Source organism: Streptomyces sp. NPDC047042, from assembly GCF_040644035.1.
Classification (GTDB): Bacteria; Actinomycetota; Actinomycetes; order Streptomycetales; family Streptomycetaceae; genus Streptomyces.
Genome location: NZ_JBEYVP010000011.1, coordinates 219,897 through 244,413 on the forward strand (window position 1 = coordinate 219,897; position 24,517 = coordinate 244,413).

27 protein-coding genes are annotated in these 24,517 nt (G+C 70.5%); 10 read left to right on the forward strand and 17 right to left on the reverse strand.

The annotated features are described in order from the left end of the window. Positions 1-147: 147 nt before the first annotated feature. Entirely contained in the window at positions 148-1,317 is a 1,170-nt protein-coding gene (gene tuf / locus ABZ855_RS15410; RefSeq protein ID WP_360806813.1) for an elongation factor Tu, read from the reverse strand. Positions 1,318-1,773: 456 nt separating this feature from the next. On the opposite strand from tuf, the gene ABZ855_RS15415 reads away from it, so the two are divergent. Further along, positions 1,774-2,559 carry a TVP38/TMEM64 family protein gene (locus tag ABZ855_RS15415; protein WP_360806816.1) on the forward strand — a complete coding sequence of 262 codons (786 nt, stop codon included), beginning with the start codon at positions 1,774-1,776 and terminating at the stop codon, positions 2,557-2,559. A 111-nt stretch (positions 2,560-2,670) separates the two neighbouring features. Here the strand turns inward: ABZ855_RS15415 and ABZ855_RS15420 are convergent, their stop codons facing one another. The 3 genes from ABZ855_RS15420 to ABZ855_RS15430 are packed head-to-tail and all read right to left on the reverse strand — an operon-like array spanning position 2,671 to position 5,605. Then, complete coding sequence (locus tag ABZ855_RS15420) at positions 2,671-3,408, reverse strand: cupin (RefSeq protein ID WP_360806819.1); 738 nt, start codon at positions 3,406-3,408, stop codon at positions 2,671-2,673. Further along, a complete protein-coding gene (locus tag ABZ855_RS15425; protein ID WP_360806822.1) occupies positions 3,402-4,337 on the reverse strand; it encodes a PmoA family protein in 936 nt (311 codons plus the stop codon). Before ABZ855_RS15425 ends, ABZ855_RS15420 begins: the two co-directional genes overlap by 7 nt. Next, on the reverse strand, positions 4,334-5,605 hold the full coding sequence (locus tag ABZ855_RS15430) for a Gfo/Idh/MocA family oxidoreductase (protein ID WP_360806825.1): 1,272 nt from the start codon (positions 5,603-5,605) through the stop codon (positions 4,334-4,336). Before ABZ855_RS15430 ends, ABZ855_RS15425 begins: the two co-directional genes overlap by 4 nt. 348 nt (positions 5,606-5,953) lie before the next feature. Here ABZ855_RS15430 and ABZ855_RS15435 point away from each other — a divergent pair, with 348 nt between their 5' ends. Both ABZ855_RS15435 and ABZ855_RS15440 read left to right on the forward strand, forming a co-directional pair. Then, positions 5,954-6,829, forward strand: coding sequence for an undecaprenyl-diphosphate phosphatase (locus ABZ855_RS15435; RefSeq protein ID WP_360806828.1), 876 nt, complete (start codon positions 5,954-5,956; stop codon positions 6,827-6,829). Positions 6,830-6,933: 104 nt separating this feature from the next. Continuing rightward, a complete protein-coding gene (locus tag ABZ855_RS15440) occupies positions 6,934-7,113 on the forward strand; it encodes a hypothetical protein (protein ID WP_319213696.1) in 180 nt (59 codons plus the stop codon). Between the two features lie 31 nt (positions 7,114-7,144). Here the strand turns inward: ABZ855_RS15440 and ABZ855_RS15445 are convergent, their stop codons facing one another. Continuing rightward, positions 7,145-7,888, reverse strand: a complete 744-nt coding sequence (locus ABZ855_RS15445; protein WP_360806832.1) for an SDR family oxidoreductase — start codon at positions 7,886-7,888, stop codon at positions 7,145-7,147. A 45-nt stretch (positions 7,889-7,933) separates the two neighbouring features. Next, on the reverse strand, positions 7,934-8,566 hold the full coding sequence (locus ABZ855_RS15450; RefSeq protein ID WP_360806835.1) for a DUF4291 domain-containing protein: 633 nt from the start codon (positions 8,564-8,566) through the stop codon (positions 7,934-7,936). 90 nt (positions 8,567-8,656) lie between these two features. On the opposite strand from ABZ855_RS15450, the gene ABZ855_RS15455 reads away from it, so the two are divergent. Together ABZ855_RS15455 and lnt are read left to right on the forward strand one after the other, a co-directional pair. Beyond that, complete coding sequence (locus tag ABZ855_RS15455) at positions 8,657-9,172, forward strand: nuclear transport factor 2 family protein (protein WP_360806838.1); 516 nt, start codon at positions 8,657-8,659, stop codon at positions 9,170-9,172. Between the two features lie 173 nt (positions 9,173-9,345). After that, the gene (gene lnt / locus ABZ855_RS15460; RefSeq protein ID WP_360806841.1) at positions 9,346-10,920 is read left to right on the forward strand and encodes an apolipoprotein N-acyltransferase; all 1,575 of its coding nucleotides are present in this window, start codon (positions 9,346-9,348) and stop codon (positions 10,918-10,920) included. On the opposite strand, the gene ABZ855_RS15465 is transcribed toward lnt, so the two are convergent. Further along, on the reverse strand, positions 10,838-11,749 hold the full coding sequence (locus ABZ855_RS15465) for a Gfo/Idh/MocA family oxidoreductase (protein ID WP_360806843.1): 912 nt from the start codon (positions 11,747-11,749) through the stop codon (positions 10,838-10,840). The genes lnt and ABZ855_RS15465 overlap by 83 nt on opposite strands. Before the next feature lie 128 nt (positions 11,750-11,877). Here ABZ855_RS15465 and ABZ855_RS15470 point away from each other — a divergent pair, with 128 nt between their 5' ends. Together ABZ855_RS15470 and ABZ855_RS15475 are read left to right on the forward strand one after the other, a co-directional pair. Next, positions 11,878-12,396, forward strand: a complete 519-nt coding sequence (locus tag ABZ855_RS15470; protein ID WP_360806846.1) for a DinB family protein — start codon at positions 11,878-11,880, stop codon at positions 12,394-12,396. Between the two features lie 151 nt (positions 12,397-12,547). Further along, positions 12,548-13,066: a hypothetical protein gene (locus tag ABZ855_RS15475; RefSeq protein WP_360806849.1), complete on the forward strand. Its 519-nt coding sequence runs from the start codon at positions 12,548-12,550 to the stop codon at positions 13,064-13,066. Positions 13,067-13,105: 39 nt separating this feature from the next. Here ABZ855_RS15475 and ABZ855_RS15480 read toward each other — a convergent pair whose 3' ends face one another. From ABZ855_RS15480 to ABZ855_RS15510, 7 genes are all read right to left on the reverse strand, one after another. Then, on the reverse strand, positions 13,106-13,669 hold the full coding sequence (locus tag ABZ855_RS15480) for a hypothetical protein (RefSeq protein ID WP_360806852.1): 564 nt from the start codon (positions 13,667-13,669) through the stop codon (positions 13,106-13,108). A gap of 116 nt (positions 13,670-13,785) precedes the next feature. After that, complete coding sequence (locus ABZ855_RS15485; RefSeq protein ID WP_360806855.1) at positions 13,786-14,469, reverse strand: uracil-DNA glycosylase; 684 nt, start codon at positions 14,467-14,469, stop codon at positions 13,786-13,788. Between the two features lie 92 nt (positions 14,470-14,561). Then, a complete protein-coding gene (locus ABZ855_RS15490; RefSeq protein WP_360806858.1) occupies positions 14,562-16,142 on the reverse strand; it encodes an ABC transporter substrate-binding protein in 1,581 nt (526 codons plus the stop codon). Between the two features lie 370 nt (positions 16,143-16,512). Beyond that, positions 16,513-17,271: an SDR family oxidoreductase gene (locus tag ABZ855_RS15495; protein ID WP_360806861.1), complete on the reverse strand. Its 759-nt coding sequence runs from the start codon at positions 17,269-17,271 to the stop codon at positions 16,513-16,515. A 17-nt stretch (positions 17,272-17,288) separates the two neighbouring features. Then, on the reverse strand, positions 17,289-18,050 hold the full coding sequence (gene fabG, locus ABZ855_RS15500; RefSeq protein ID WP_319213684.1) for a 3-oxoacyl-ACP reductase FabG: 762 nt from the start codon (positions 18,048-18,050) through the stop codon (positions 17,289-17,291). Between the two features lie 138 nt (positions 18,051-18,188). After that, positions 18,189-18,572: a DUF3037 domain-containing protein gene (locus ABZ855_RS15505; protein ID WP_360806864.1), complete on the reverse strand. Its 384-nt coding sequence runs from the start codon at positions 18,570-18,572 to the stop codon at positions 18,189-18,191. Continuing rightward, positions 18,569-19,333, reverse strand: coding sequence for a HipA family kinase (locus ABZ855_RS15510; protein ID WP_360806867.1), 765 nt, complete (start codon positions 19,331-19,333; stop codon positions 18,569-18,571). Before ABZ855_RS15510 ends, ABZ855_RS15505 begins: the two co-directional genes overlap by 4 nt. Positions 19,334-19,579: 246 nt before the next feature. Between ABZ855_RS15510 and ABZ855_RS15515 the strand changes: the two genes are divergently transcribed. Continuing rightward, positions 19,580-19,987 (forward strand): Rieske (2Fe-2S) protein, encoded by a 408-nt coding sequence (locus ABZ855_RS15515; protein ID WP_360806869.1) that lies wholly within the window; start codon positions 19,580-19,582, stop codon positions 19,985-19,987. A 24-nt stretch (positions 19,988-20,011) separates the two neighbouring features. Here ABZ855_RS15515 and ABZ855_RS15520 read toward each other — a convergent pair whose 3' ends face one another. After that, the gene (locus ABZ855_RS15520; protein ID WP_360806871.1) at positions 20,012-20,662 is read right to left on the reverse strand and encodes a cysteine hydrolase; all 651 of its coding nucleotides are present in this window, start codon (positions 20,660-20,662) and stop codon (positions 20,012-20,014) included. A 113-nt stretch (positions 20,663-20,775) separates the two neighbouring features. Here ABZ855_RS15520 and ABZ855_RS15525 point away from each other — a divergent pair, with 113 nt between their 5' ends. Beyond that, on the forward strand, positions 20,776-21,243 hold the full coding sequence (locus tag ABZ855_RS15525) for a pyridoxamine 5'-phosphate oxidase family protein (protein WP_319213674.1): 468 nt from the start codon (positions 20,776-20,778) through the stop codon (positions 21,241-21,243). Between the two features lie 111 nt (positions 21,244-21,354). On the opposite strand, the gene ABZ855_RS15530 is transcribed toward ABZ855_RS15525, so the two are convergent. Both ABZ855_RS15530 and ABZ855_RS15535 read right to left on the reverse strand, forming a co-directional pair. After that, positions 21,355-22,266 (reverse strand): LysR family transcriptional regulator, encoded by a 912-nt coding sequence (locus tag ABZ855_RS15530; protein WP_360806874.1) that lies wholly within the window; start codon positions 22,264-22,266, stop codon positions 21,355-21,357. Positions 22,267-22,375: 109 nt separating this feature from the next. After that, on the reverse strand, positions 22,376-23,707 hold the full coding sequence (locus ABZ855_RS15535) for an aminotransferase class I/II-fold pyridoxal phosphate-dependent enzyme (protein WP_360806876.1): 1,332 nt from the start codon (positions 23,705-23,707) through the stop codon (positions 22,376-22,378). A 47-nt stretch (positions 23,708-23,754) separates the two neighbouring features. Between ABZ855_RS15535 and ABZ855_RS15540 the strand changes: the two genes are divergently transcribed. Continuing rightward, the gene (locus tag ABZ855_RS15540) at positions 23,755-24,513 is read left to right on the forward strand and encodes a pyridoxamine 5'-phosphate oxidase family protein (RefSeq protein WP_360806878.1); all 759 of its coding nucleotides are present in this window, start codon (positions 23,755-23,757) and stop codon (positions 24,511-24,513) included. Positions 24,514-24,517: the final 4 nt, after the last annotated feature.

A 24,517-nucleotide genomic window follows, 5' to 3' on the forward strand; every position in this document is an offset into this window, starting at 1 on the left:
GCGAACCCGTGATCAACAGCACGGGCAACGGGTATCGACTCGTCGTTCACCTCCTCATTGTGCCCGGGAGCAGCGCCGGAAAGGGGCGCGGGGAACTGCGCGACCAGCCACAACCGGCCCGCAGCCCCCCACGCACACCAACAACCCTCACACCACGGCAGTAACCGTCCCCGCCCCCACCGTCCGCCCACCCTCACGAATGGCGAACCCGAGCCCCGGCTCCAACGGCACCTCCCGCCCCAGCTCAACCGTCATGGACACGGTGTCCCCGGGCCGCGCGACAGCGATCTCGCCGAGATCGACATCCCCGACCACATCCGCCGTACGGATGTAGAACTGCGGCCGATACCCCGTCGCGACCGGCGTCGTACGCCCGCCCTCGCGCCCCGACAGCACGTACACGCGCGCGGAGAACCGCCGGCTCGGTACGACACTGCCGGGCGCCGCGGCCACGTGCCCGCGTCGGACCGCGTCGCGCGGCACCCCGCGCAGCAGCAGGGCCACGTTGTCCCCGGCCTGCGCCTCCTCCATGGGCTTGCCGAAGGTCTCCAGCCCCGTCACGACGCTCTCCAGACCCGCGCCGAGCACTTCGACCCGATCCCCCACGCGAACCGTGCCACGCTCGACCGCGCCGGTGACGACCGTCCCCCGGCCGGTGATGGTGAGCACGTTCTCCACCGGCAACAGGAACGGCGCGTCCAGGTACCGCTCGGGCATGGGCACATACGTGTCCACCGCGTCGAGCAGCGCGTCGATCGACGCCGTCCAGCGCGGGTCGCCCTCGAGCGCCTTGAGACCGGACACCCGTACGACGGGCACCGCGTCGCCGCCGTAGCCCTGCGCACTGAGCAGTTCGCGTACCTCCAGCTCCACGAGGTCCGTCAGCTCCTCGTCGCCCGCGTCGGCCTTGTTGAGGGCGACCACGATGTGGTCGACACCCACCTGCCGGGCCAGCAGGACGTGTTCGGCGGTCTGCGGCATGATCCCGTCGAGCGCGGAGACGACGAGGATCGCCCCGTCGAGCTGCGCGGCGCCGGTGACCATGTTCTTGACGTAGTCGGCGTGGCCCGGCATGTCCACGTGCGCGTAGTGCCGGGTGTCGGTCTCGTACTCGACGTGCGCGATGTTGATGGTGATGCCCCGCGCGGCCTCCTCGGGGGCGCGGTCGATCCGGTCGAAGGGAACGAACGTGCCGGAGCCGCGCTCGGCGAGCACCTTGGTGATGGCGGCGGTCAGGGTGGTCTTGCCGTGGTCGACATGGCCCATCGTGCCGATGTTGAGATGCGGTTTCGTGCGAACGTATGCGGTCTTGGACATGGCGGTACCTCGAAGCCTTTTCCAGCGGTGCTGAGTGAAGGTCCCGGCGCGGAGAACGCGGCCGGGACGGGGACCCCGAGGAAGTTCGCCGACCCTCCCCCTACGGGGTCCGCCGGACGATCCGGGAAGGGTCAGCTTCGAGCGCCGTCGACTGCGGCCACGAGGATCGGGACGGCAGCCTTCGGGGCATCCGCGACTGCGGATGCTGCGAGGAGGAAGGCGTACCGGAACATGAGGCGATCATCGCCGACGCGTCAGCGCACGTCGAATGGTTTTCCGGCGGGCGCGGGCTCCGGGAGCCCGGAGAGGTCCCGCACAGTGGCGCATGTCACGGCGATACGTTTCCGCAGCTTATGGATGCACGTGTCACCTGACGCGCCGCGAGTTCCCCTGGTTGTTCCACCGTTGAGCCGAACCATACGGCGATCACACATATCCGTCGGTTAGTGTCACCAGATGCTCGATGCCACCACCCGCTCTGGGGGCACCGCCACGGCCTCTCCCCGGGCCATCGCCACGGAGCTCTCCCCGCTCTCCCCGGCCGTCATCGTCGTCACCCCACCCGGCGGCCTCGCCGCGCGCTGCACGAGAGCACTGCTCTCGCCCTGGTCGCGGCTGTCGCTCCTGGTGCTGCTGCTCGGCGCCGCCGCGTCCTGCGTCCTGCTCTTCGAGCCCCAGCGGCTGCTTGCCGACGGCTGGCCTCCCCAGGTCGGCGGCGCCGCGGCGGCGGTGCTCTTCGGGGCGGCGTACGGAGTCTGCACCGTGGCGTTCGTACCGCGCCCGCTGCTCAACCTCGCGGCGGGCGCCCTGTTCGGTTCCCAGACGGGCCTCGCCGCGGCGCTCGCGGGTACGGTCCTGGGCGCCGGGCTCGCCTTCGGCCTGGGCCGCGTCCTCGGCCAGGACGCGCTGCGCCCGCTGCTGCGCGCCCGCTGGCTCAAAGCGGCGGACGGCCAGCTCAGCAGGCACGGCTTCCGCTCGATGATGGCGGCGAGACTGTTCCCCGGGGTGCCCTTCTGGGCCGCCAACTACTGCGCCGCCGTCTCCAGGATGGGCTGGCTGCCGTTCCTGCTGGCGACGGCCCTCGGGTCCATCCCGAACACCGCCGCGTACGTCGTGGCGGGCGCCCGCGCCTCGTCACCGACCTCCCCCGCCTTCCTGATCGCGATGGCCTTCATCGCCGTACCGGCGGTAGCGGGAACCGCGGTGGCCTGGCGCAAACGCCACCACCTACGCGGCCACTGACTTTCAGCCCGTCCGGCGTTTGAGGACGAGGCCCGTTCAGGGCCGTAGGGGGGTCTGGGGGGCACAGCCCCCAGGGATGGGAACGGGTAGGGGCGGCGGGGGCGAGACAACCTAGGAGGCGGCCCCCCGATACACATCCAGCCGCCCGCACATCCCGAACTTCCCGCGCACCGCAGGCTGCTGTGCCCGCACCACGGCCTCCGCCAGATGGGACGCATCGCCCCGTTCCAGTCGGCCCAGCTGCTCACCCGTCGCGGCAACCGCCGCCTCCGCCCCCCGCCGCCAGCGCTCGCGCCAGTCGGCCAGCCGGGGCCGTACGAGAGCGGCGGCCGCCTCGTGGAAGGCCGCCAGAGCTTCCGGCCCCTCCGCTTCCCGCAGCGCCCGGTAGCCCTCGAGGGCGAGATCACGCCGGGCCCGGGCCACCCGCTCCTGCTCGGCGACGGGCGCGTCCGCCGGGATCACGGTCGCGGCGGCGTACGTCTCCGGGTCGGTCAGACAGCGCGGCGGCAACGTGAGTACGGCGTCCCCGGCCTCCGGGAGCCCGCTGTTCTGCATGAGGACGGTGATGCGCAGGTCGTCCTCGTTGACCAGCCGATGGATCGTGCCCGGCGTGAACCAGGCGACCGTACCGGGCGCGAGCGGCGTCTCCTCGTACCCGGACGTCGTGAGCGTCTGGACCGAACCGCGCCCGCCCGTGACGACGTACGCCTCCGAACAGGTCAGATGCATATGGGGAGTTCCACCGCACACCCCGTCGTCGGCCGGCCAGTCGTAGACGGCGAGGTGCGAGACGGCGACGCCGCCGGGCAGGCCCGCGAAGGCCGCCGCGTGGGGTGCCGGGCTCACCAAGGGTGCGTCTCCAGGTACTTGGCGACGCCCTCGCGCTCCCACTCCCCGTCGGCGACGACGACCCGGTAGCGGCGCGTGAGCGTGTCGCCGGGAGCGAGCTCCAGCTCGTCGTAGAAGGCCCAGGAGGGGGCGACGGCGGCGAACGGCTCGTTGCGCACGAACCAGTGCGCGGGATGGGCGCCCTCGCTTCCCAGGTGGTCGTTCTCGGGCGCGTGTGCGAAGACCAGCGTGGCGTGGCCGTCGGCGCCGTCGAACTCGCCGGAGTACGCCAGCCACGGCGCCTGCGTGCCCATCAGCTCCGGCCCCTCGGAGTCGGGGCCGAGGATCCGCCCGTCCCGGAAGGCGCGCGGGCCGCGCCAGAACAGGCCGGTGTAGCCCGCGGCCTCGCGCCCGGCGGTGGTCGGGCTGCCGAAGAGCAGCGGCTCGGCACGCCGGTTGGTGATCGCGCTCGTCCAGGTCAGCGCCCAGGATCCGGCCGCCGGATCGACGTCGTGCACCTCGACCCGCCGCGCCTCCTCGGCCCACAGCTCCCCGCTGTACGGGTGCCAGGTGAGCCGCTCCGCGATGACGGCCCGGCCCCCGTCCGAGGCGACCTCGTCGAAACCGACGTGGGCCATCGAGCCGACGCGCTCGGGAAGGGCGAGATACCCCTCGCCGTGCACGTACGAGTTGCCGCCCCACAGGTTCGCCCCCGACAGGTGCGAGGCCGTCAGCTGGAGCCCCTTGTGCCAGCGGTGGTCGTTCGGCCGGTAGTCGGTGACGACGTTGCCGGTGAGCGTCCGGACCGGGTGCAGATACGGCTTCGGCGCCTCCCAGGCCGCCTCCGCCCCGTACACGTAGCTGAACAGCTCGACACCGGTGACAGGTTCGGTCACGGTGATGCGGTCGCCGTGCGCGTGGACGATGCGCAGGTCCTCGGACGTGGTCACGCGGACGCCTCCTCGATAGCGGAACCGGAAATGTCGCCATCATCGTCGCCGTGGCTGTCGTTCGAGGGCGCCCAGCCGGGCGCGCCGCCGTGCAGTGCGGCGTAGTAGGGGTCGCCCGGGCCGATGTCACCGGCCCTGACCGTCGTGTCCGTGAAGGCGGACTTGTACAGCGCGGTGATCAGTTCCAGACTGGTCCGCCCGTCGGCCCCGCTGCTGCGCGGCCGTTCACCGGCGCGCATGCTCACCACCAGCTCGCGCAGCTGTGCGAGGTGCGAACTCGGCTCGTCCACGCCGAAGTCGCGCCAGGCGGCCACCTCCGCCTCCGGTACGTCCGGCGCGGGGGTGATGGTCCAGTTGTCGTTGGAGTGCCCGTACAGATGGGTGAGTTCGACGGTGGCGCGCTCGCAGTCGATGCGGATACGGCTGACCTCGTCGGGGCTGAGCACGCTGTTGACGACGGTCGCGAGCGCGCCGTTCGCGAACCGGACGAGCGCCGTGGAGACATCCTCGGTCTCGACGTCGTGGACGAGCCGCCCGGCCATGGCGCGCACCTCGCTCCACGGGCCGAGCAGATCGAGGAGCAGGTCCATCTGGTGGATGCCGTGCCCCATGGCGGGCCCGCCGCCCTCGGTCTGCCAGCGTCCGCGCCAGGGCACGGCGTAGTAGGCGGTGTCGCGGTACCAGGTGGTCTGGCAGTGCACCACGAGCGGCCGGCCCAGGGCCCCCTCGGCGAGCAGCCGCCGTACATGGGTGGAGGCGGAGCCGAAGCGGTGCTGGAAGACGATCGAGGCGTACGGGCCGCCCCCGAGCCCCTCCTCCGCCTCGATGGCGTCGAAGTCGGCGAGCGTCGGCACCGGCGGCTTCTCGCACCACACCCAGGCCCCGGCGCGCAGCGCGGCCACGGTCTGCTCGCGGTGCAGGGTGGGCGGCGTACAGATGGTGACCAGGTCGGGCCGCTGCTCCCGGAGCATCTGCTCCAGGTCGGTGTACGCGTGCGGAATCCCGCTCTCCGCGCAGAACGCCTTCACCGCGTCGGCATCGATGTCAACGGCGGCGACGACCTCCGTCTCGCCCTCCTCGGCCAGGCGGGCGAGCGCCGGCAGATGCGACCCGCGCCCGATGGCGCCGGCCCCGATGACGGCGGCACGGATACGCCGCCCGGTGAGCGGGGGGAGCGTGGCGGGCGAGGCCTGGGTGGCGGGGCCGGCGACAGCAGGGCTCCCCGGGATGGCCGGGGAGGTGTCGGGGCTCGCTGCGGGTGTGGTCATGTGCGGGATCAGCACTCCATCGGACGCGTTGTCTGACGTGGGCCGACGCGTGTTGACTCCGGACCTCCGGTTACAGCAAGCGCTTTCCCCACGCTGGCAAACTATGTTCCGCCCGAGCGGTCGGTCAACACCACGTCGCGGGTGTTCACGGGGTGGACGGTCCGGCCGCGCAATAAGGAGAACCCCGCCCTTTACCACCCCTTGACCCCGGCCCCTGTGCTCGGCCCGTCCCCGGGGGCCGCTAGGCTGCCCCCAACACACCTGATCCTCGCCGCCCTTCGCCTCGCGAACGGCGTCCCGGTGTGTCCGTCGGCCCTCCCACGATCAGCGCTTGGACCACGTAACTTCATGTCTTGGTTTGAATCCCTCATCCTCGGACTCGTCCAGGGGCTGACCGAATTCCTCCCCGTCTCCTCCAGCGCGCATCTGCGCCTGACGGCCGCGTTCGCCGACTGGAAGGACCCGGGTGCGGCCTTCACCGCGATCACGCAGCTGGGTACGGAAGCGGCGGTGCTGATCTACTTCCGCAAGGATGTCGGACGGATCCTTTCGGCATGGTTCCGCTCGCTCACCAACAAGGCGATGCGCAGCGACCACGACGCCCGGATGGGCTGGCTGGTGATCGTCGGTTCGATTCCGATCGGCGTCCTCGGTGTCACGCTCAAGGACCAGATCGAGGGGCCGTTCCGGGATCTGCGGATCACCGCGACGATGCTGATCGTCATGGGCATCGTCATCGGTGTCGCCGACCGGCTCGCGGCTCGTGACGAGACCGGCGGCAAGCACCGGGCGGCCAAGGAGCGCAAGGGCCTGAAAGACCTCGGCGTGCGGGACGGTCTGATCTACGGCCTGTGCCAGGCGATGGCCCTGGTCCCCGGTGTCTCGCGCTCCGGCGCGACCATCAGCGGCGGCCTGTTCATGGGCTACACCCGTGAGTCGGCGGCGCGTTACTCCTTCCTGCTGGCCATGCCGGCCGTGCTCGCCTCGGGTGTGTTCGAACTCAAGGACGCCTCGGAGGGCGGTCATGTCTCCTGGGGCCCGACGGCGTTCGCGACGGTGATCGCCTTCGCGGTCGGATATGCCGTCATCGCCTGGTTCATGAAGTTCATTTCGACCAAGTCGTTCATGCCGTTCGTCTACTACCGCGTCGTCCTCGGCATCGTGATCATCGCCCTGGTGGCCACGGGCGCCCTGAGCCCGCACGCGGCCGAGTCGTCGGGCTGACGCGGCTGCGCCCGCCGTCGCGGCAGGCGACCGTGACCAACCACATACCTGGTGAGTAGCCGCTCGGTAGCGCACTGTCAGTCCCTGCGCCTACGCTGATACGTATGTCCCCCGATTCCCTGACCCCTGGTTCCGTGCGGTCTGCCGCCATGCTGAACGAAGAGATCCGCGCGCTCTGGCTCCGCGCGGGCGGCTCCCTCTCGGCCCAGGAGCGGGAGGAGTACGAGCTGTTGGTGGTCAGGTGGGCCGCGGCGATACGCGGCGAGATCATCGAGGCCGCCTGACCCACCCGGCAGCCGTCGGGCGAGCCGGGCGTCACCTCCCGCCCGACACCCGCAGCACCGCGCCGGTGGCGTAGGAGGCCTCGTCGGACATCAACCAGGCGACGGCGGCCGCGACTTCCTCGGCCAGCCCCGGCCTGCGGAGCGGAATCGTCGGGGCCGCGCGCCGAGCCCGGCCCGGGTCGCCCATCGTCGCGTGCATCTCGGTGTCGATGATGCCCGGGGCCACCGCGTTGACCCGAACACCGTCCGGACCGAGTTCCTTCGCCAGTCCCATGGTCAGCGCGTCGACGGCCGCCTTGGTCGCCGCGTAGTGGACATAGTCGCCGGGACTGCCGAGGGTGGCCGCCGCCGACGACACGTTGACGATCACACCGCTCCCCCGAGCCGTCATGACCCTCGCGGCCCGACGCGAACACAGCAGCGTACCCAGCAGGTTGACCTCCACCACGCGCCGCAGGTCACCGGGGTCCGCGTCGGCGAGCCTGCCCAGGGGGCCGGTCACCCCGGCGTTGTTCACCAGCCCCGTGACCGGCCCGAGCCGCTGCTCGACCGTGTCGAACAGCCGGTCCACCTCCGCCTCGACCGAGGTGTCCACCTGGACGGTCACACACCGCGCCCCCGCCTCCCGTACCCCCTCCGCGACCGACTCGGCGGCCCGCGCGTCCCGCACATACCCCACCGCGACATCGTGACCGTCCGCCGCGAGCCGGAGACAGGTCGCGGCACCGATCCCCCGGCTGCCACCCGTGACCACCGTGACCGACGACCCGCTCATGGGCACACCTCCGTGTCTCGCTGCTCCGTACCCGGTCCGCGGTCCCTACGCTCGCAGATGCGCGAGCGCGCCCTCGTCGAGCGGCAGTGGCCGCTCCTGAGGCAACAGCCCGGCCGCACGGTCCAGTTGACCCGCCCGTACGAGCGCGTGGACCTCGGCGGCGAGCGGCGTCACGTCCTCGATCCCGACGATCCACTCGTCGGCGTACCGCGCCGCCGCCTCCCCGGAGAGCCCGAGCTGCAGGGACCGGTACGGCAGCGGGTTCAGCCGCAGATCGCGCTCGGGATCCCACTGCACCCGCGCCGACGCCCGCCGCAGCTGCCGCTTCCAGGCGGCCTGATCCTCGTGCAGCTCGGGCACGTAGTGCGAGAGACACGCGTCGCGCAGCGCCCACTCGAAGCCCTCCCGGGTGATCTCGACGGCCAGCACGGTCTCCTGTCCCTCCTTGGTGCCCCAGCCGCAGCGGTACATCATCCAGGTGAAGGACGGCTTGATCCACGTCATGCGACTGCGGCTCCACTCCGGCGGGAACCGCCCGTCGCGGGCCGCCGCGAGCCCGATCTCCGGGCGGTAGGCCTGATAGACGGTCAGCGTGGACGCCGTATGACGGGCGCGTACGCGGAACCTGGGTTCCCGCTCGGGGGAAGTGTCGGGAAAAACGACTGTCTGATCTTTCACGCGACCAGCTTGGGAGTCGGACACGCCCACAGGCCACCGAATATCCGCACGTACCTTGGCTCCGTCCGCCCCGTGCCCAACACTGAGCCGATGACGCAGCGTGTGGAGCTCGCGACCGTGATGGACAGGCTCTCCCTCGACGGACTCGTCACCGCGTACGCGGTGGCCGTGGACGACGGCGACTGGGAGGCGTACATGGAACTGTTCGCACCGGACGGACGGGCGGACTACCGCTCGGCCGGCGGTATCGAGGGCAACGCCCGGGAGGTCGCCGGGTGGCTCAGACAGAGCATGGAACTCTTCCCCATGCGGCAGCATCTGATCGTCAACCGCCGGGTCGGCTTCGACATCCTGGAGCACGACACCGGCGACACGGCCCACATCCAGGCCGACTACATCAACCCGATGCGTCTCGCGACCGGCAACGGCGAATCCGGGTCCACCGCACCCGACTTCGTGTGCGGCGGCCGGTACGCCTTCGGACTGATCCGTACGGGGGAGGGCTGGCGGTTGCGCGAGGTGGTCGTCCAGGAGAAGTGGCGGCGTGCGCCGACGCCCCTGTCGGAAACCGTCCACCGACCGGCCGCAGACCGGCAGACACAGTGACCACTCCGTCCACCCGACGAGCCCCTGTACGCCAATACGAGGAATCCGCCGTCCTGGCCGGAGTCCTGCTGGTCCGAGATCGTCCCCACCACGCACACTGGACGCAGGTAAGGGGTGACCGACTGGGTAGTTGACCCGGTGATCCCGGGGAACCGACTGGTAGGAGGCGCCGTATGAAACTGCCCGGCCACTGGATCGCCTCCCCCTGGCGCCGTTCCCTCGCCGCCGCGCTGGCCGGTGCCCTGCCGATGCTCGCCTTCCCGGCCCCGGCGCTCTGGTGGTTCGCCTACGTCGCGCTCGTGCCCTGGATTCTGCTCGTCCGCTCCGCCCCGACCGCCAAACGGGCGGCGTACGACGGCTGGTTCGGCGGCTTCGGGTTCATGCTGGCCGTGCATCACTGGCTGCTGCCGAGCCTCAATGTCTTCATTTTCGTCCTCGCGGCGCTGCTGGGCGCGCTGTGGGCGCCCTGGGGACTGCTCGTCCGGCGGTTCCTGGCGGGCCGCGCCTCAGTGGGGCGGATCGCCGCCGGGCTGGTCGTGCTGCCTTCGGGATGGCTCATGGTGGAGCTCGTCCGGTCGTGGCAGGGGCTCGGCGGGCCTTGGGGCATGATCGGATCCAGCCAATGGCAGGTGGCGCCCGCGCTGCGGCTCGCCTCGGTCGGCGGGGTGTGGCTGCTGAGCTTCCTGGTGGTGGCCGTGAACGTGGCGGTCGCCGTCCTGGTCGCGGTGCGCGAGTCCAGGGTCCCTGCCGTGGCCGGGCTCGTCGCTACCGCCGCCGTCACCTCCGCGGCCTGGGTGTGGTCACCGCGTCCGGAGGTGGACGGCCGGGTGCGGATCGCCGTCGTCCAGCCGGGCGTCGTCGGCGGGGCCGACAGCGCGGAGAAACGGTTCGCGCTCGAGGAGGCGCTCACCCGCCGACTGGCCGGCCAGGACCTCGATCTGGTCGTCTGGGGCGAGAGCAGCGTCGGTTACGACCTCGCCGACCGCCCCGACCTGGCCGAACGGCTCGCGTCGCTCTCCCGCGCGACCGGCACCGACATCCTCGTCAATGTGGACGCCAGGCGCTCCGACCGGCCCGGCATCTACAAGAGCTCGGTGCTCGTCGGCCCGGACGGTCCCACCGGCGACCGGTACGACAAGATGCGGCTCGTGCCCTTCGGTGAGTACATCCCGGCGCGTTCACTGCTGGGCTGGGCCACCTCCGTCGGCAAGGCGGCGGGCGAGGACCGCAGGCGCGGCAGCGAGCAGGTGGTGATGAACGTCGGGCACGGGCTGCGCATCGGGCCCATGGTCTGCTTCGAGTCCGCGTTCCCGGACATGAGCCGTCATCTCGCCCAGGACGGCGCCCAGTTGCTCGTCGCGCAGTCGTCGACCTCGTCGTTCCAGCACAGCTGGGCCCCCGAGCAGCACGCGTCGATCGCGGCCCTGCGCGCCGCCGAGACCGGCCGGCCCATGGTGCACGCCACGCTGACCGGCGTCTCCGCCGTCTACGGCCCGAGGGGCGAGCGCGTCGGCTCCTGGCTCGGCACCGACGCGAGCACCACGACGGTGTACGACATCCCGCTGGCCCGGGGTGTCACGGCGTACGTCCGCTTCGGCGACTGGACGGTGCACGCGGCGGTGCTCGTCCTTGTCGTCGGGGGTGCCGTCGAGGGGCTGGGCCTGCTCAGGCGGCGGCGGTCCGCTCCCCCACCGCTCGTACCACCCGCTCGCACAGTTCATGAGTCGCCAGTGCGTCCCGGGCGCTGAGCACCTTGCCCGCGCGCACGGCGTCGAGGAAGGCGAGCACCACCTGTTCGATGCCGCGCTGCCGGGCAACCGGCACCCAGTCGCCGCGTCGCCGCAGCGTCGGCTGTCCCTTGTGGTCGATGACCTCGGCGAGGTTGACCACCTGACGCTTGGTGTCCTGCCCGGAGACCTCGAGGATCTCCTCGGCCGAACCGCTGAGCCGGTTCATCACCCCGAGCGCGGTGAAACCGTCCCCGGAGAGCTGGAGCACCACATGGTGCAGCAGCCCGTCCTCGACGCGGGCGCGCACGGTCATGTCGTCGACCTGCCCCGGCACCAGGAACCGCAGCGTGTCCACGACGTGGATGAAGTCGTCGAGGATCATCGCGCGGGGCTCCTCGGGCAGCCCGATGCGGTTCTTCTGCATCAGGATCAGCTCGCGCGGATGATCGGCGCACTGCGTGTACCCGGGCGCGAACCGCCGGTTGAACCCGACGGCGAGCGAGACGGCACGTTCCTCCGCCAGCCTCACCAGCCGCTCCGACTCGGCGAGTTCGTATGCGAGCGGCTTGTCGACGAACGTCGGTACGCCCGCCTCGAGCAACCTGGTCACGATCTCCGGGTGCACCACGGTGGGCGCGTGCACGAAGGCCGCGTCGAGGCCCTCGGCGATCAGTGCGTCGAGGTCGGCGTGACGCTGCCCGGCCGGCAGGCGCAGACCGTCGGCGACGCGGGTGAGTGTCCCTGGCGTCCGTGTGTGCAGATGCAGTTCGACCTCGGGCCGCATGCCCAGTACTGGCAGATACGCCTTCTGCGCGATGTCACCGAGTCCGATGCAGCCGACCTTCACGGTGGTCTCCTTCAACGGTTGCCTGCCGGGGTCATCCGGAAGCATACGGCGGCCACAGGGCTCGCAGAGCGGCCGGGCCCGGTGGAAAACCCGTGGTGGGGGCGGCCGCGGTAGGCGATCATGCGTGCATGACGACACAGGCGCCGCGCAGTGAACCCGCCCAGAACGCCGACGAGCGCACCATGCTGGAGGGCTGGCTGGACTACCACCGCCAGACCCTGGCGTGGAAGTGCGAGGGCCTGACCGACGCCCAGCTCAGAACCGCCTCGGTGGAGCCCTCCGAACTGTCCTTGATGGGCCTGGTACGGCACATGGCGGAGGTCGAGCGCATCTGGTTCCGCAGGGTCCTCGTGGACGACAACCCCGGCCCGATCTACTTCTCCGAGGAGGACCCGGACGGCGAGTTCCATCTGACCGAGGCGGACACCTGGGACGAGGCGTACGGCACCTGGCAGGCGGAGATCGAGGTCGCCCGGCGCAATGCCGCTCAGTTCGGTCTCGACGACCTCTCGAAGGGCAGAAGCCGGCACAGCGACGACCCGTTCAGCCTGCGTTGGCTCTACACGCACATGATCGAGGAGTACGCCCGTCACAACGGCCACGCCGACCTGCTCCGCGAGCGCCTCGACGGAGCGACCGGCGACTGAGCCGGGCCTGCGGGCGGCGCGCCTCGGGACGGTGACGACCGTCAGCCGGGGTCGTCGCGCACCCTCCGTAAGGGGCCGGAGATCACTCGAGTGGGGCATCCTGCGCTTGTCCGCGGTATCAAATCGGGCCGGACACAGCAGAGTTGCGCGGGTGCATCGAACGACGACCACCGCATCGCTTCTGGTCACCGTGGCTGTCACGGCCCTCGCCGGCTGCGTCACGGTCCAGCACCCGTCCGCGCCCGGCCCGCCCCCGCCGCCCCCGGCACCGTCCCAGCCGTCGGTGCCGCCGAGCCCGGTCGGCAGGGCCGAACCGCAGATCGTGCAGGCGCCCGCCCGGGAGGCACTGGAGCTCATCGGCCCCGAGCGAGGGCCCACACAGGCCCAGCGAGCGCCGCGGGCGCCGGTGGAGCGGCACTACCCGGCCGCCGCCACGCCCGCGCCGCCACCGGCCGCCGCTCCGGCACCTCCTCCGCCGCCGCGCCGGTCGAAGCCGAAGCAGCGTCCGCCGAAGCCGGAGCGCCGCCACACCCAGCCGCGCGTCGAGCTTCCCGAGATGTCCCGTCCGGTACGCGAGAACACGGACGTGTGCGCCCTCGGCAGGAAGTACGGCGGCTGGGGCAAGGACAGCCCGGAGGCAGTCATCTGCAAGGAGACGTACGGGCGTTAGCTCCCGTCGGCTCCCGTCGGCTCCGTGACCGTCCGAACCTCAGGGCCGCTGTCTCGGCGGCCCCCAGGAATCCCCTTCCGGTCCGCCGCCCGGACTGCCGTCCGACCCGCCGGAGGGTTCTTCCTCGCCAAGTCGCGACTCCAGCCGCCCGATGGCCGCTCTGACCCCGTCGCCGTAACTGTCGTCGCCCAGGGCGTCGGCCGCGCCGCGAGCGCGACGGAGGTGGGTGCGGGCGGCTTCGGGGCGGTCCAGCTTCACGTAGTCGGCGGCCAGGTTCAGGTGCAGCGAGGGGTAGAGGGCGCGCACCGCGAGCGCTCCTTCGTGCCGGACGACCTCCGCGACGCGCTCGTCCGACAGTTCCTCCGCCGCCGACAGCGCTCTCAGGTCCCACGCCAGTTCGTCCGAGGGGTCGTCCTGGGTGTCGGCCATGTAGTGCGCCAGGGTGCAGCGGTGCAACGGGTCGCCGTGCTCGCCGATCTCCGCCCACAGCCCGAGGAAGCGGTCCCGGGCCTCCTCGCGGTCACCGCCGTGATGCAGCATGACGGCCTGTCCGATCCGGGTCATCATGGCCTCCGGCGCCACCTGTTCCTGCCGCTCCGCCACCGCGCCCTCCACCCTGTCCGCTGTGCCCGCTGTCCTTCCCGACGCTAACCGCAGGCACTGACAATCCCGGTCAGGCGGGCCGGTACGGCACCGGACCGGCCCCGCGACAGGACGGATCAGCCCAGGTCGGGAATGGTCCAGTCGATCGGCTCGTGCCCCTGGCCGGCCACCGCCTCGTTGATCTGTGTGAACGGGCGTGAGCCGAAGAACTTCTTCGCCGAGAGCGGCGAGGGATGCGCCCCCTTCACCACCACATGCCGCTCCTCGTCGATCAGCGGGAGCTTTTTCTGCGCGTAGTTGCCCCACAGCACGAAGACCGCCGGGTCGGGACGGTCGGCGACGGCCCGGATCACCGCGTCCGTGAACCTCTCCCAGCCCTTGCCCTTGTGCGAGTTGGCCTCGCCGGACCGCACCGTGAGCACCGCGTTGAGCAGCAGCACGCCCTGCTCGGCCCACGGCATCAGATAGCCGTTGTCGGGGACGGGCGTGCCCAGCTCCTCCTTCATCTCCTTGTAGATGTTGCGGAGCGAGGGCGGCGTCTTCACCCCGGGCCGGACCGAGAAGCACAGACCGTGGCCCTGTCCCTCGCCGTGGTAGGGGTCCTGACCGAGGATCAGGACCTTCACCTTGTCGTAGGGGGTCGCGTCGAGCGCCGCGAACACCTCGTCGCGCGGAGGATAGACAGGACCCTTCGCCCGCTCCTCCTCGACGAACTCGGTCAGCTCCTTGAAGTAGGGCTGCTGCAGCTCGTCACCCAGGACGCCGCGCCAGGACTCGGGCAGCATGGCGATGTCGGTCACGTGAACTTCCTCCGATGTGCGGTGTGTTCCACTCACCGAAGAACCTACCGGCGCCCACTGACAACGGTCACCGAGAACGGGTCATGAGCCCGCTACCAGCTGGTCTTCCAGTACAGCTCCCACATGACCATCATCGTCGCCGGGTCGATGGACACCTCGGCGCCCCCGATGTCCTCGTTGGCCGCCACATGCTGCTTGCCCTGCCACAGCGGCAGCAGACGGGCGTCGTTCAGGATGATCTGCTGGGCCTCCTCGAACTCCGGGCCGACGGCTCCGCGGTCGCTCTCCCGGCGTGACTCGGGCAGCAGTTGACCGGTGATCTCGGGCGAGGTGTACGGCGTACCGAGCGCGTTCTGCTCGCCGACGAAGGGGGCGACGAAGTTGTCGGCGTCGGGGAAGTCGGGGAACCAGCCGCGCCCGAACACCGGGTACTCGCCCTTCTGGTAACCGTCCACGTAGGTCTTCCAGGGGCGGCTCTGCAGGGTGACGGTGAACAGGCCGGAGTCCTCCAGCTGCCGCTTCAGCTCCTCGAAGGCCGGCTTGGTCTGGGAGCCGTAGCGGTCGCTCGTGTACCAGAGGGTGAGCGGGACCCGCTCGGTGACGCCGTCCTCCAGCAGGATCTGCCTGGCCTTGGAGGAGCTGGGAGTCCCGAAGCTGTCGAAGAAGCCCGTCGTGTGGCCGACCAGCCCCTTGGGGATCATGGAGTACAGCGGCTCGACGGTGTCCTTGTAGATGTTGTGCGCGAGCGCCGGACGGTCGACGAGCTGGGCGATCGCCTTGCGGACCGAGAGCTTCCCGGACCACGGGTCCTTGGGGTTGAACACCAGGTAACTGATCTCGGTGGTGGGGTTCTCGACGAGCTGGAGCCCCTCCTCCTTCTCGTTGTCCTGGATGTCGACGATGTCGTCGGCGCTGAGCCCGCGATAGATGATGTCGATCTTCTTGTCGCGGAGGGCGTCCGCGATCTCGGCCGAGTTCTTGAAGTACCGGATGGTGACGGCGTCGTTCTTGAGGTCCGCGATGCCCTTGTAGTTGTCGTTCTTGACCAGAACGGCCTGGTCGCCCTCTTTGTAGGACTTGAGGGTGTACGGCCCGGAGCCGTTGATCTTGCCGTCCTTGCGGAGGGACTTCGCGGGGTACTCCTCGGGGTCCACGATCGACATGGCGGGCGTGGAGAGCACGAAGGGGAAGGTCGCGTCGGGCTGGTTCAGATGGAAGACGATCCCTCGGTCGCCCTTCACCTCGATGCGCTCGAGGCTGGTCAGCAGACCGGCGGGGCCACCGTTGACGTTGATCGTCTTGATCCGGTCGATGGAGTACTTGACGGCCTCGGCGTCCAGCTCGTGTCCGTCCGAGAACTTCAGTCCCTCGCGCAGCTCACAGCTGTAGACCGTGCTCGAACTGTCGGTGAACGCGCAGCTCTTGGCGGCGTCGGGCTTGGGCTCGGTCCCGCCGGTGTCGAAGTTCAGCAGCGTCTGGTGAACGTTGCGGAACAGCTCCCACGAGTTGTCCCAGGAGGCAGCCGGGTCCAGCACGCTGGGCTCACTGGTCGTCCCGACCACGATCGCCCTGCCCTCGTTGGAGGAGTCGGAGGAGAAGACTCCGCATCCGGCGACCATGGATATGGACGCGGCCGTCGCCAACTGCCGCAGGCCCCGGTTCCGGTTGAACACGCGCACGCTCCTCGATCTGCCATACCAAGCCAACGGTCGGCAGACCATACCGCAGTGCCCCACCAGGTGGTCCAGCCTCCCGGGAGGCCACTTGATCAGCACGTATCGAAAAACGCCACCCCCGGACGGTGTGACCTCGGACGTCGACACCGGAGCTTTTTCTGTCAGGTGACACGCATAAGTTTGCAGCGGTCGACATAGGAGCTTTTCGCCGCTCATCTTCCGGTAAATGGCAAAGGAGACGTCAAATTCATCGGCGGCCGAAGGAGCCCTGGGGGCCCCTTGTGACGCCTGTGACCCCAGTGACCCCTGAGTACGGAAGCGGGCGCCCGTCTCACGACGAGCGCCCGCCGGATTACGTACCGCCGTGTCAGCCGTGACCGGCCTTGAGGAAGATGCCGCCGTCGACCACGAGGGTCTGGCCGGTGATCCACTCGGCCTGGGACGAGGTCAGGAACGCGGCGGCGCCACCGATGTCGGAGGGCACGCCGAGCCTGCCGAGCGGGTAGGAGGCGGCCGCCTCCTCCTCGCGGCCCTCGTAGAGCGCCTGGGCGAACTTGGTCTTCACGACCGCCGGGGCGATCGAGTTGACCCGCACCCCGGGCGCGTACTCGTACGCCAGCTGAAGCGTCAGGTTGTCCATCGCGGCCTTGCTGATGCCGTACGCGCCGATGAACGGCGAGGCCGAGAGACCGGCCACGGACGTGATGTTCACGATCGCGCCGCCGTTCTCCTTCTGCCAGGCGTGCCAGGTCTTCTGGGCGAGGCCGAGCGCGGAGACGACGTTGGTCTCGAAGACCTTGCGCGCCACATTGAGGTCGAGGTCGGCGATCGGCCCGAACACCGGGTTCGTACCGGCGTTGTTGACGAGGAAGTCGACCCGTCCGAAGGCTTCCAGGGTGCGCTCGACGGCGACGGCCTGGTGGGCCTCGTCGTGGGCCTTGCCCGCCACTCCGATGACCCGGTCGGCGCCGAGCGTCTCGACGGCCTCCTTGAGCGCGTCCTCGTTGCGGCCGGTGATGCACACCCGGTCACCGCGCGCGAGCAGCGCCTCGGCGATGCCGTAGCCGATGCCCCGGCTGGCGCCGGTGATGAGGGCGACCTTGCCCGAGAGTTCCACAGTGCTCATTTCTTCTGTCCCCGGTCCTAGTCGAGCGGTCCGCCGGCGACGTACAGCACCTGGCCGGAGACGAATCCGGCGGCCTCGCCCGTGAAGAAGGCGATGGCGTTGGAGATGTCGTCGGGGTTGCCCACGCGCTGCACGGGGATCTGGGTCGCGGCGGCGGCCTTGAAGTCCTCGAAGCCCATGCCGACGCGCTCGGCGGTGGCGGCGGTCATGTCGGTGGCGATGAAGCCGGGGGCGACGGCGTTCGCGGTGACGCCGAACTTGCCGAGCTCGAGGGCGAGCGTCTTGGTGAAGCCCTGGAGTCCGGCCTTGGCGGCGGAGTAGTTGACCTGGCCGCGGTTGCCCTGGGCGGAGGACGAGGACAGGTTGACGATCCGGCCGAACTTGGCGTCCACCATGTACTTCTGACAGGCCCTCGACATCAGGAAGGCGCCGCGCAGGTGCACGTTCATGACCGTGTCCCAGTCGGACACGCTCATCTTGAAGAGCAGGTTGTCGCGCAGGACGCCCGCGTTGTTGACGAGGATCGTGGGTCCGCCCAGTTCCTCGGCGATGCGCGCGACCGCGGCCGCGACCTGGGCCTCGTCGGAGACGTCGCAGCCGACGGCGATCGCCTTGCCACCGGCGGCGGTGATCTTCTCCACGGTGTCCTTGCAGGCGGCCTCGTCGAGGTCGATCACCGCGACGGCACGGCCCTCCGCCGCCAGTCGTACGGCGGTCGCGGCGCCGATGCCTCGCGCGCCGCCGGTGACCACGGCGACCCGCTGCTCTGTGGTGGACATTGCTGGTTCTCCTCGCCCTTGAAAAGCCTGCGGTCCACGGTACGCCCACAGGTGAGCGACCGCTTAGTACCTTCGGTACCCGTGACGCTAGAAGTCCTGGCACCCGGTGTCAACGTCCTGTCACTCCGGTGTGAGCCATTACCTGACCAGCAGGTCGAGCAGCCGCTCCACCTCGGCGGCCGGATCAGCGGTGAGCCCCGTGTGCACCGGGCCCGGCTGGACCACCGTCGAGCGCGGCGCGATCAGCCAGCGAAAGCGCCGCCCCGCGTCGTCCAGGCCGGCCTGGCCCGCGGCCTTCCCGCCCACACAGACGTCTTCGACGCCCCGCAGCGCGGCCCGCACACCGACCAGGTCGGCCCCGGGATCGAGCGCCAGCAGTTTGCCCTCCGCCAGATGTGTGCGCGCGGCCACGAAGGACCGGGCACGGCAGTACACCAGGACACCGGCGTTGAAGCACTCGCCGCGTTCGATCCGGGGTACGACCCGCAACAACGCGTACTCGAAGACATGCCGCTCGCTCACTTCTCCCCCTCAAGTCCCTTGATCCGCTCGTGGATGACGGCCGCGCGCGTGAGCAGTGGCTCCGCGTAGGCGCGCCGGAGCGCGTCCGGCGAGTCGAAGCCGGGTTCGTCGGCGAGCCACTCGTCGGGGATCTCGGCGGTCACCTCCGCGAGCAGTTCCTCGGTGACCAGCGGCGCCAGTTCGGCGGCGGCCGAGGCGATGTCCGGGCGGAACCGCGCGAGCGCGTGCTCGGAGACGTCGTACGGCTTGGCGGCCGAGGCCCCGGCGCCGGGCCAGTGGTGGTGCCAGATCATCGTGGCGCCGTGGTCGATGAGCCACAGGTCGCCGCGCCACATCAGCAGGTTGGGGTTGCGCCAGGACCGGTCGACGTTGTTGACGAGCGCGTCGAACCACACCACCCGCCCGGCCTCCTCGGCACCCACCTCGAAGACGAGCGGGTCGAAGCCGAGCGCCCCCGACAGGAAATCCATACCGAGATTGGTGCCGCCGCTCGATTTCAGCAGCCCCTGCACCTCCTGGTCGGGCTCGCCGAGCCCCAGCACCGGGTCGAGGACGACCGTCACCAGCCCCGGCACCCGCAGCCCCAGCCGCCGGGCCAGTTCACCGCAGACGACCTCGGCGACGAGCGTCTTACGGCCCTGTCCCGCACCGGTGAACTTCACGACGTACGCCCCGAGATCGTCGGCCTCGACGAGCCCCGGCAGCGAACCCCCTTCACGCAGGGGCGTGATGTAGCGGGTCGCGGTGACCTCTTTCAGCATGTCCCCAGGCCACCCGTCTCTTCACCAGCGGTTCGTCCGTCGCTTCCGGTCTCCGGCACGAAGCGAGCATAGTGACCGAGGACGGCCGCCCATGGCCCCGGCCGCTGCTGTTCGCCGCGCGCCGAGTGTGCGTTTCCTCGTGCCGAGTGTGCGTTTCCTGTGGATACCCGCCCCGCCTGAACGGCGCGCGCGAAGGGTTCGTATCTTCGAACGGATCCAAAAACGCCTCCGGAAGGAAACGCCAGCATGAGCAGCGCCTCGCTTCAGCCCGCATCGGGACCGGCTCGTCGTACGGTCATGGCGGCGGCCGGCGCAGCGGGGCTCACCGCCGCGCTGACCGCGTGCGGGTCCGAGGACGACTCGTCCGGCACCGCGCTGGCGAAGACCTCCGACATCCCGGAGGGCGGCGGCAAGATATTCGCGGACCATGGTGTGGTGGTCACTCAGCCGACGGCGGGCACGTTCAAGGCGTTCTCGTCGAAGTGCACCCACGCGGGCTGTGCGGTGACCGGTATCACCGACGGCGTCATCACCTGCCCCTGCCACAAGAGCGAGTTCTCGGTGGCCGACGGCAGCGTGAAGAAGGGCCCCGCGACCCAGGCTCTCGCCGCCGAGTCGATCAAGGTGTCCGGGGACTCCATCACGCTCGCCTGAGCCTCCGCCCTCCGCCTTCCGACCTCACCCCCGCCCGGCACGGCGGGGCCGCTTGAGGCAGGCCAGCACCTCGTCGCTGGTCACGACCGTGGCGACCAGCGCGAGGGTGTTGCGGATCATCGCGGCGGTGTAGTCGGAGGGCACCCCCGCGATGGCGTCCTTGGGCACCACGACGGTGTATCCCCGGTTCACGGCGTCGAACACGGCGTTGGGGATGGCCACATTGGCGGAGACCCCGGTCACGATCAGGGTGCGACAGCCCAGGTTGCGGAGCAGGGCGTCGACATCGGTGCCCTGGATCGGCGACAGTCCGTGCAGCCGCCGTACGACGAAGTCCTCGTCGGCGACCTCGATCGGCGGTGCGACGCGTACCGCGGTGGTGCCCGAGAGCTGCTGGACGGGGAGTCGTTCGGCGGCGCGGAACAGGCGCGCGTTGTGGTTCGCGCCCCGGCCGTCCGGACGGCGTTCGGCGATGGCGTGGATCACCTGGACGCCGGTCTCGTGGGCGGCGGCGACCAGCCTCGCGACCTGGGCGAGCGCGCCCGACGACCGCGCCTCCCTGGCGAGTTCGGGCAGCGCGCTGTCCGGTCCGACGACGCCCTGCTGGCACTCGACGGTGAGCAGGACCGTGGTCGCGGGGTCGAGGAGTTCGCTGAGCTGTTCGTGAGACGGCATGGCGTTCCTCCATTTTCTTTTCTGACGTTGTGCCAGAGGATCACCTCTGACACAACACGGGAGAACCGAACGAACTGAACGAACCGAACGAACTGAATCAAGAGGGGGACCGCATGACCGCCACCCAACGCCGCGGCCGGAAGATCATGATGACACCGGGCGAACTGGACGAGTTCCTGACGACCCAGCGCACATGCCGGGTCGCCACCGTGTCGGCCGAGGGCGCTCCGCATGTGAGCACGCTCTGGTTCGCCTGGGACGGCACGTCGATGTGGCTGTACTCGGTGGTCCGCAGCAAGCGCTGGACCGACCTGCGCCGCGATCAGCGGGTCGCGATCGTCGTGGACACCGGCGAGGAGTACGACGAACTGCGCGGCGTGGAGCTGTCCGGAACCGTCGAGTTCGTCGGCGAGTTTCCGCGCACCGGAGAGCTCCGAGCCGAACTCGACGTCCCGGAGACCCTGTTCGCCCGCAAGAACTTCCACCTGGACGAAATGCCCCACGACGGCAGACACGCCTGGATCCGCCTCACCCCGGAAAAGATCGTCTCCTGGGACTTCCGCAAACTGCCGCCGCAGTAAAGTTCCAGCCCGTCCGGCGTTTGAGGACAAGGCCCGTTCAGGGCCGTAGCGGGGGTCTGGGGGCGGCAGCCCCCAGGGATGGGAAGGGTAGGGGCGGCGGGGGCGAAACCCTCACGACGCGCACCCCACCCCCCGCCCCGCCACCCGCAACGCCTCCACGGCCGCCCGGATCGACGGCCGCCGATCCGCATCGGCCCGCCAGACCACATACACATGCCGCCGCACCCGCTGCCGCAGCGGCACGGTGACAACCCCCGCAGGCACAGGATGCCGCCCCAGCAACGGCGCGATGCACACCCCGAGCCCCGCCGCGACCAGCGCCAGCTGCGTATGCGTCTCCGCCGCACGATGCCCGATGCACGGCTCCACCCCCTTGGAGCGCAGCGTGAACATCAGCCACTCGTGGCAGAACTCGCCCTCGCCCCAGGTGATCCACTCGTCCTCGGCGAACTCCTCGAGGTCCACCTCGCTCCGCCCGGCGAGCGGATGGCCGGCCGCCATAGCCACGTCCGCCGGGTCGTCGAGGACCGGCGCCTTCACCAGACCGTCGGGCAGCGCCAACGGCTTGTTGTACCAGTCGAGCACGACCGCCAGGTCCAGGTCTCCGCGCACCACTCCGGCGACCCCGGCCTCCGGTTCCAGCTCGCACGAACGCAGCCGCAACCCGGGGTGCTCCGCACGCAGGGTCGCGAGCGCGGCCGGGAACAGCCCGCGCGCGGCGGTCGGGAACGCCGACAGCCGCAACTCCCCCACCACCTTGCCGCGCTGCGCCTCCAGGTCCGACTGGGCGAGCTCGACCTGGGACAGGATGCGCGCGGCATGGTCGGCGAGCAGTCGTCCGGCGTCGGTGAGCCGTACGCCCCGCCCGTTCTTGGCGAGGAGCTGCTGCCCCACTTCCCGCTCCAGCTTGGACAGCTGCTGCGAGACGGCCGAAGTCGTCACATGCAGCCCTTCGGCCGCCCCGCTGACCGAGCCGTGCCGTGCGAGGGCGTCGAGGGTGCGCAGGCGCTCCAGGTTCAACATGTAAGCAATGCTACGAGAATTAGTGGAGAACTACCCACCTACGCTACGAAATCAACATCGCGATCACAGAAGCGCGAAGCGACCACACCCGCCCCCCACCCCCGATACCTCAGACATAGGTACGCGCCCCCACCGGCCCCACCGCCGAGGCGATCGCGTCCGCCAGCGTCCCCGTCTCCTCGCGCGTCAGCGTCGCGACGGTCACGCGGATACCGGACGGCGCGTTCATACGGAACCGCGCGCCGGGGGCGACGGCCCAACCGGCGTGCAGCAGCCGGGCGACCGCGCCGGTCTCGTCCGGGACCGGGATCCACACGTTCAGTCCACTGCGCCCGTGGGCGGCGACCCCGCGCAGCGCGAGCGCGTCGATCAGCGCGTCCCGGCGCCGCCCGTACGCCGCAGCGACCGCTCGCGCGTCCAGCGCGTTGTCGGACCACAGCCGTACGACCGCCCGTTGCAGCAGCCGGCTGACCCATCCGGGCCCGAGCCGCTGCCGCCCCAGGACACGGTCGACGGTGACGGCGTCCCCCGTGAGGACGGCGAGGCGCAGGTCGGGCCCGTACGCCTTGGCGACCGAGCGGACGAACGCCCAGTGCCCGGTGGCCCCGGCCAGCGGATGGAGGGGCTGGTCGACGATCCGGTAGCCGTGGTCGTCCTCGACGAGCAGGGTCTGCGGGTACTCGCGGAGCACGGCACGCAGGGCACGCGCGCGCGTGGCGCTCAGCACGGCCCCGGTCGGGTTCTGGGCGCGGTCCGTGACGATCAGCGCCCGCGCCCCGCCCGCCAGCGCCCGCCGTACCCCTTCGGCGAGTGGACCCTCGTCGTCGACACCCACCGGGACCATGCGGAGTCCGAGGGCCGGCACGAGATCCAGCAGCCCGCCCCAGCCGGGGTCCTCGACGGCGACGGTGTCACCGGGCTTGAGATGTACGGCGAGGACGCGCTCGATGCCGTCCAGCGCGCTGGAGGTGACGGCGAGGGGGCCGTCCGGCACGCCGTCGGCGTCGAGGTCGGCGCGGGCGATCCGGGCCAGCTCCGGTTCGACGGTGGCGTCTCCGTAGAGCACCGGCGCCCGGTCGCCCTGCTCGCCCGCCGCCGCGAACGCCGCCGCCAGTGACGGCAGCAGTTCCGGATCGGGGTTGCCGTGCGCCACGTCCCGCACCCCGGCCGGTACCTCCACACGGATGTACTCGCGCCCGGTGGTGGCCGGCTTGGAGCGCACCCGGCTGCCTCGCCGCCCATGTGTCTCGATGACCCCGCGTTCCCGCAGCGTGCGATAGGCGGCGGCGACGGTATTGGGATTCACCCCGAGCCGCTCGGCCAACTCCCGCATGGGAGGCAGCAGTTGCCCCGGCTCCAGCTCCCCGGCACCCACCGCGCGTTCGACGCTCGCGGAAATCTCTGCTGCGCCCCGACCCTGGATCGGATATTCTCCTAGCACAACATTAATTATGCACTAGTGCAATAACCATGGCAAGGAGACCGGCGATGTCGGGGACCGCGCAGGACGACGCTCGCACCACACAGGACGCCATAGGGGAAGGGACGGCGACGGCATCGCGAGAGGCCGGCCCGTCGTCCCCGCAGCCCACGACCGACGCCTACGCGCCCACCGACCGCACGGTCCCCACCCGCTCAGCCAAGAGGGCCTCGTACGACAAGGAGTCGGTGCACGCGATCCTCGACGCGGGCTATGTGTGCCACCTCGGGTTCGTGAGGGACGGCGCGCCCGTCGTGCTGCCGACGCTCTACGGTCGACTCGGCGAACGCCTGTACGTGCACGGTTCGACGGGCTCGCGCCCGCTGCGGATGACCGGCCAGGCCGACCCCGGTCTGCCGGTCTGCCTGACGGTCACGCACGTGGACGCCCTGATCCTGGCCCGGTCCGCCTTCCATCACTCGATCAACTACCGCTCGGTGGTCGTCCACGGCATCGCCCACCAGGTGACGGACCCCGACGAGAAGCGCCTGGCCCTGGACGTCCTGGTCGACCACGTCGTGGCCGGCCGCTCGGCCGACTCACGGCCCGCCAACGCCAAGGAACTGGCGGCCACCGCCGTGATCCGCATCGACCTCGACGAGGTCTCCGCGAAGGCCCGCACCGGCGGGGTGAACGACGAGCCCGAGGACCTCGCACTCCCCCACTGGGCCGGCGTGGTCCCCCTGCGCCAGGGGTACGAAACCCCGCTCGCCGACGCCGAGTTGGCGCCCGGCACCCAGCTTCCCGACTACCTCGAGGCCCTCTGATCCC

Bases quoted from the DNA above. Each gene is read 5' to 3' on its own strand.
- tuf (WP_360806813.1), bottom strand. From the start codon at position 1,317: ATGTCCAAGACCGCATACGTTCGCACGAAACCGCATCTCAACATCGGC.
- ABZ855_RS15415 (WP_360806816.1), top strand. From the start codon at position 1,774: ATGCTCGATGCCACCACCCGCTCTGGGGGCACCGCCACGGCCTCTCCC.
- ABZ855_RS15430 (WP_360806825.1), bottom strand. From the start codon at position 5,605: ATGACCACACCCGCAGCGAGCCCCGACACCTCCCCGGCCATCCCGGGG.
- ABZ855_RS15435 (WP_360806828.1), top strand. From the start codon at position 5,954: ATGTCTTGGTTTGAATCCCTCATCCTCGGACTCGTCCAGGGGCTGACC.
- ABZ855_RS15440 (WP_319213696.1), top strand. From the start codon at position 6,934: ATGTCCCCCGATTCCCTGACCCCTGGTTCCGTGCGGTCTGCCGCCATG.
- ABZ855_RS15445 (WP_360806832.1), bottom strand. From the start codon at position 7,888: ATGAGCGGGTCGTCGGTCACGGTGGTCACGGGTGGCAGCCGGGGGATC.
- ABZ855_RS15455 (WP_360806838.1), top strand. From the start codon at position 8,657: ATGACGCAGCGTGTGGAGCTCGCGACCGTGATGGACAGGCTCTCCCTC.
- lnt (WP_360806841.1), top strand. From the start codon at position 9,346: ATGAAACTGCCCGGCCACTGGATCGCCTCCCCCTGGCGCCGTTCCCTC.
- ABZ855_RS15470 (WP_360806846.1), top strand. From the start codon at position 11,878: ATGACGACACAGGCGCCGCGCAGTGAACCCGCCCAGAACGCCGACGAG.
- ABZ855_RS15495 (WP_360806861.1), bottom strand. From the start codon at position 17,271: ATGAGCACTGTGGAACTCTCGGGCAAGGTCGCCCTCATCACCGGCGCC.
- fabG (WP_319213684.1), bottom strand. From the start codon at position 18,050: ATGTCCACCACAGAGCAGCGGGTCGCCGTGGTCACCGGCGGCGCGCGA.
- ABZ855_RS15510 (WP_360806867.1), bottom strand. From the start codon at position 19,333: ATGCTGAAAGAGGTCACCGCGACCCGCTACATCACGCCCCTGCGTGAA.
- ABZ855_RS15515 (WP_360806869.1), top strand. From the start codon at position 19,580: ATGAGCAGCGCCTCGCTTCAGCCCGCATCGGGACCGGCTCGTCGTACG.
- ABZ855_RS15520 (WP_360806871.1), bottom strand. From the start codon at position 20,662: ATGCCGTCTCACGAACAGCTCAGCGAACTCCTCGACCCCGCGACCACG.
- ABZ855_RS15525 (WP_319213674.1), top strand. From the start codon at position 20,776: ATGACCGCCACCCAACGCCGCGGCCGGAAGATCATGATGACACCGGGC.
- ABZ855_RS15530 (WP_360806874.1), bottom strand. From the start codon at position 22,266: ATGTTGAACCTGGAGCGCCTGCGCACCCTCGACGCCCTCGCACGGCAC.
- ABZ855_RS15540 (WP_360806878.1), top strand. From the start codon at position 23,755: ATGTCGGGGACCGCGCAGGACGACGCTCGCACCACACAGGACGCCATA.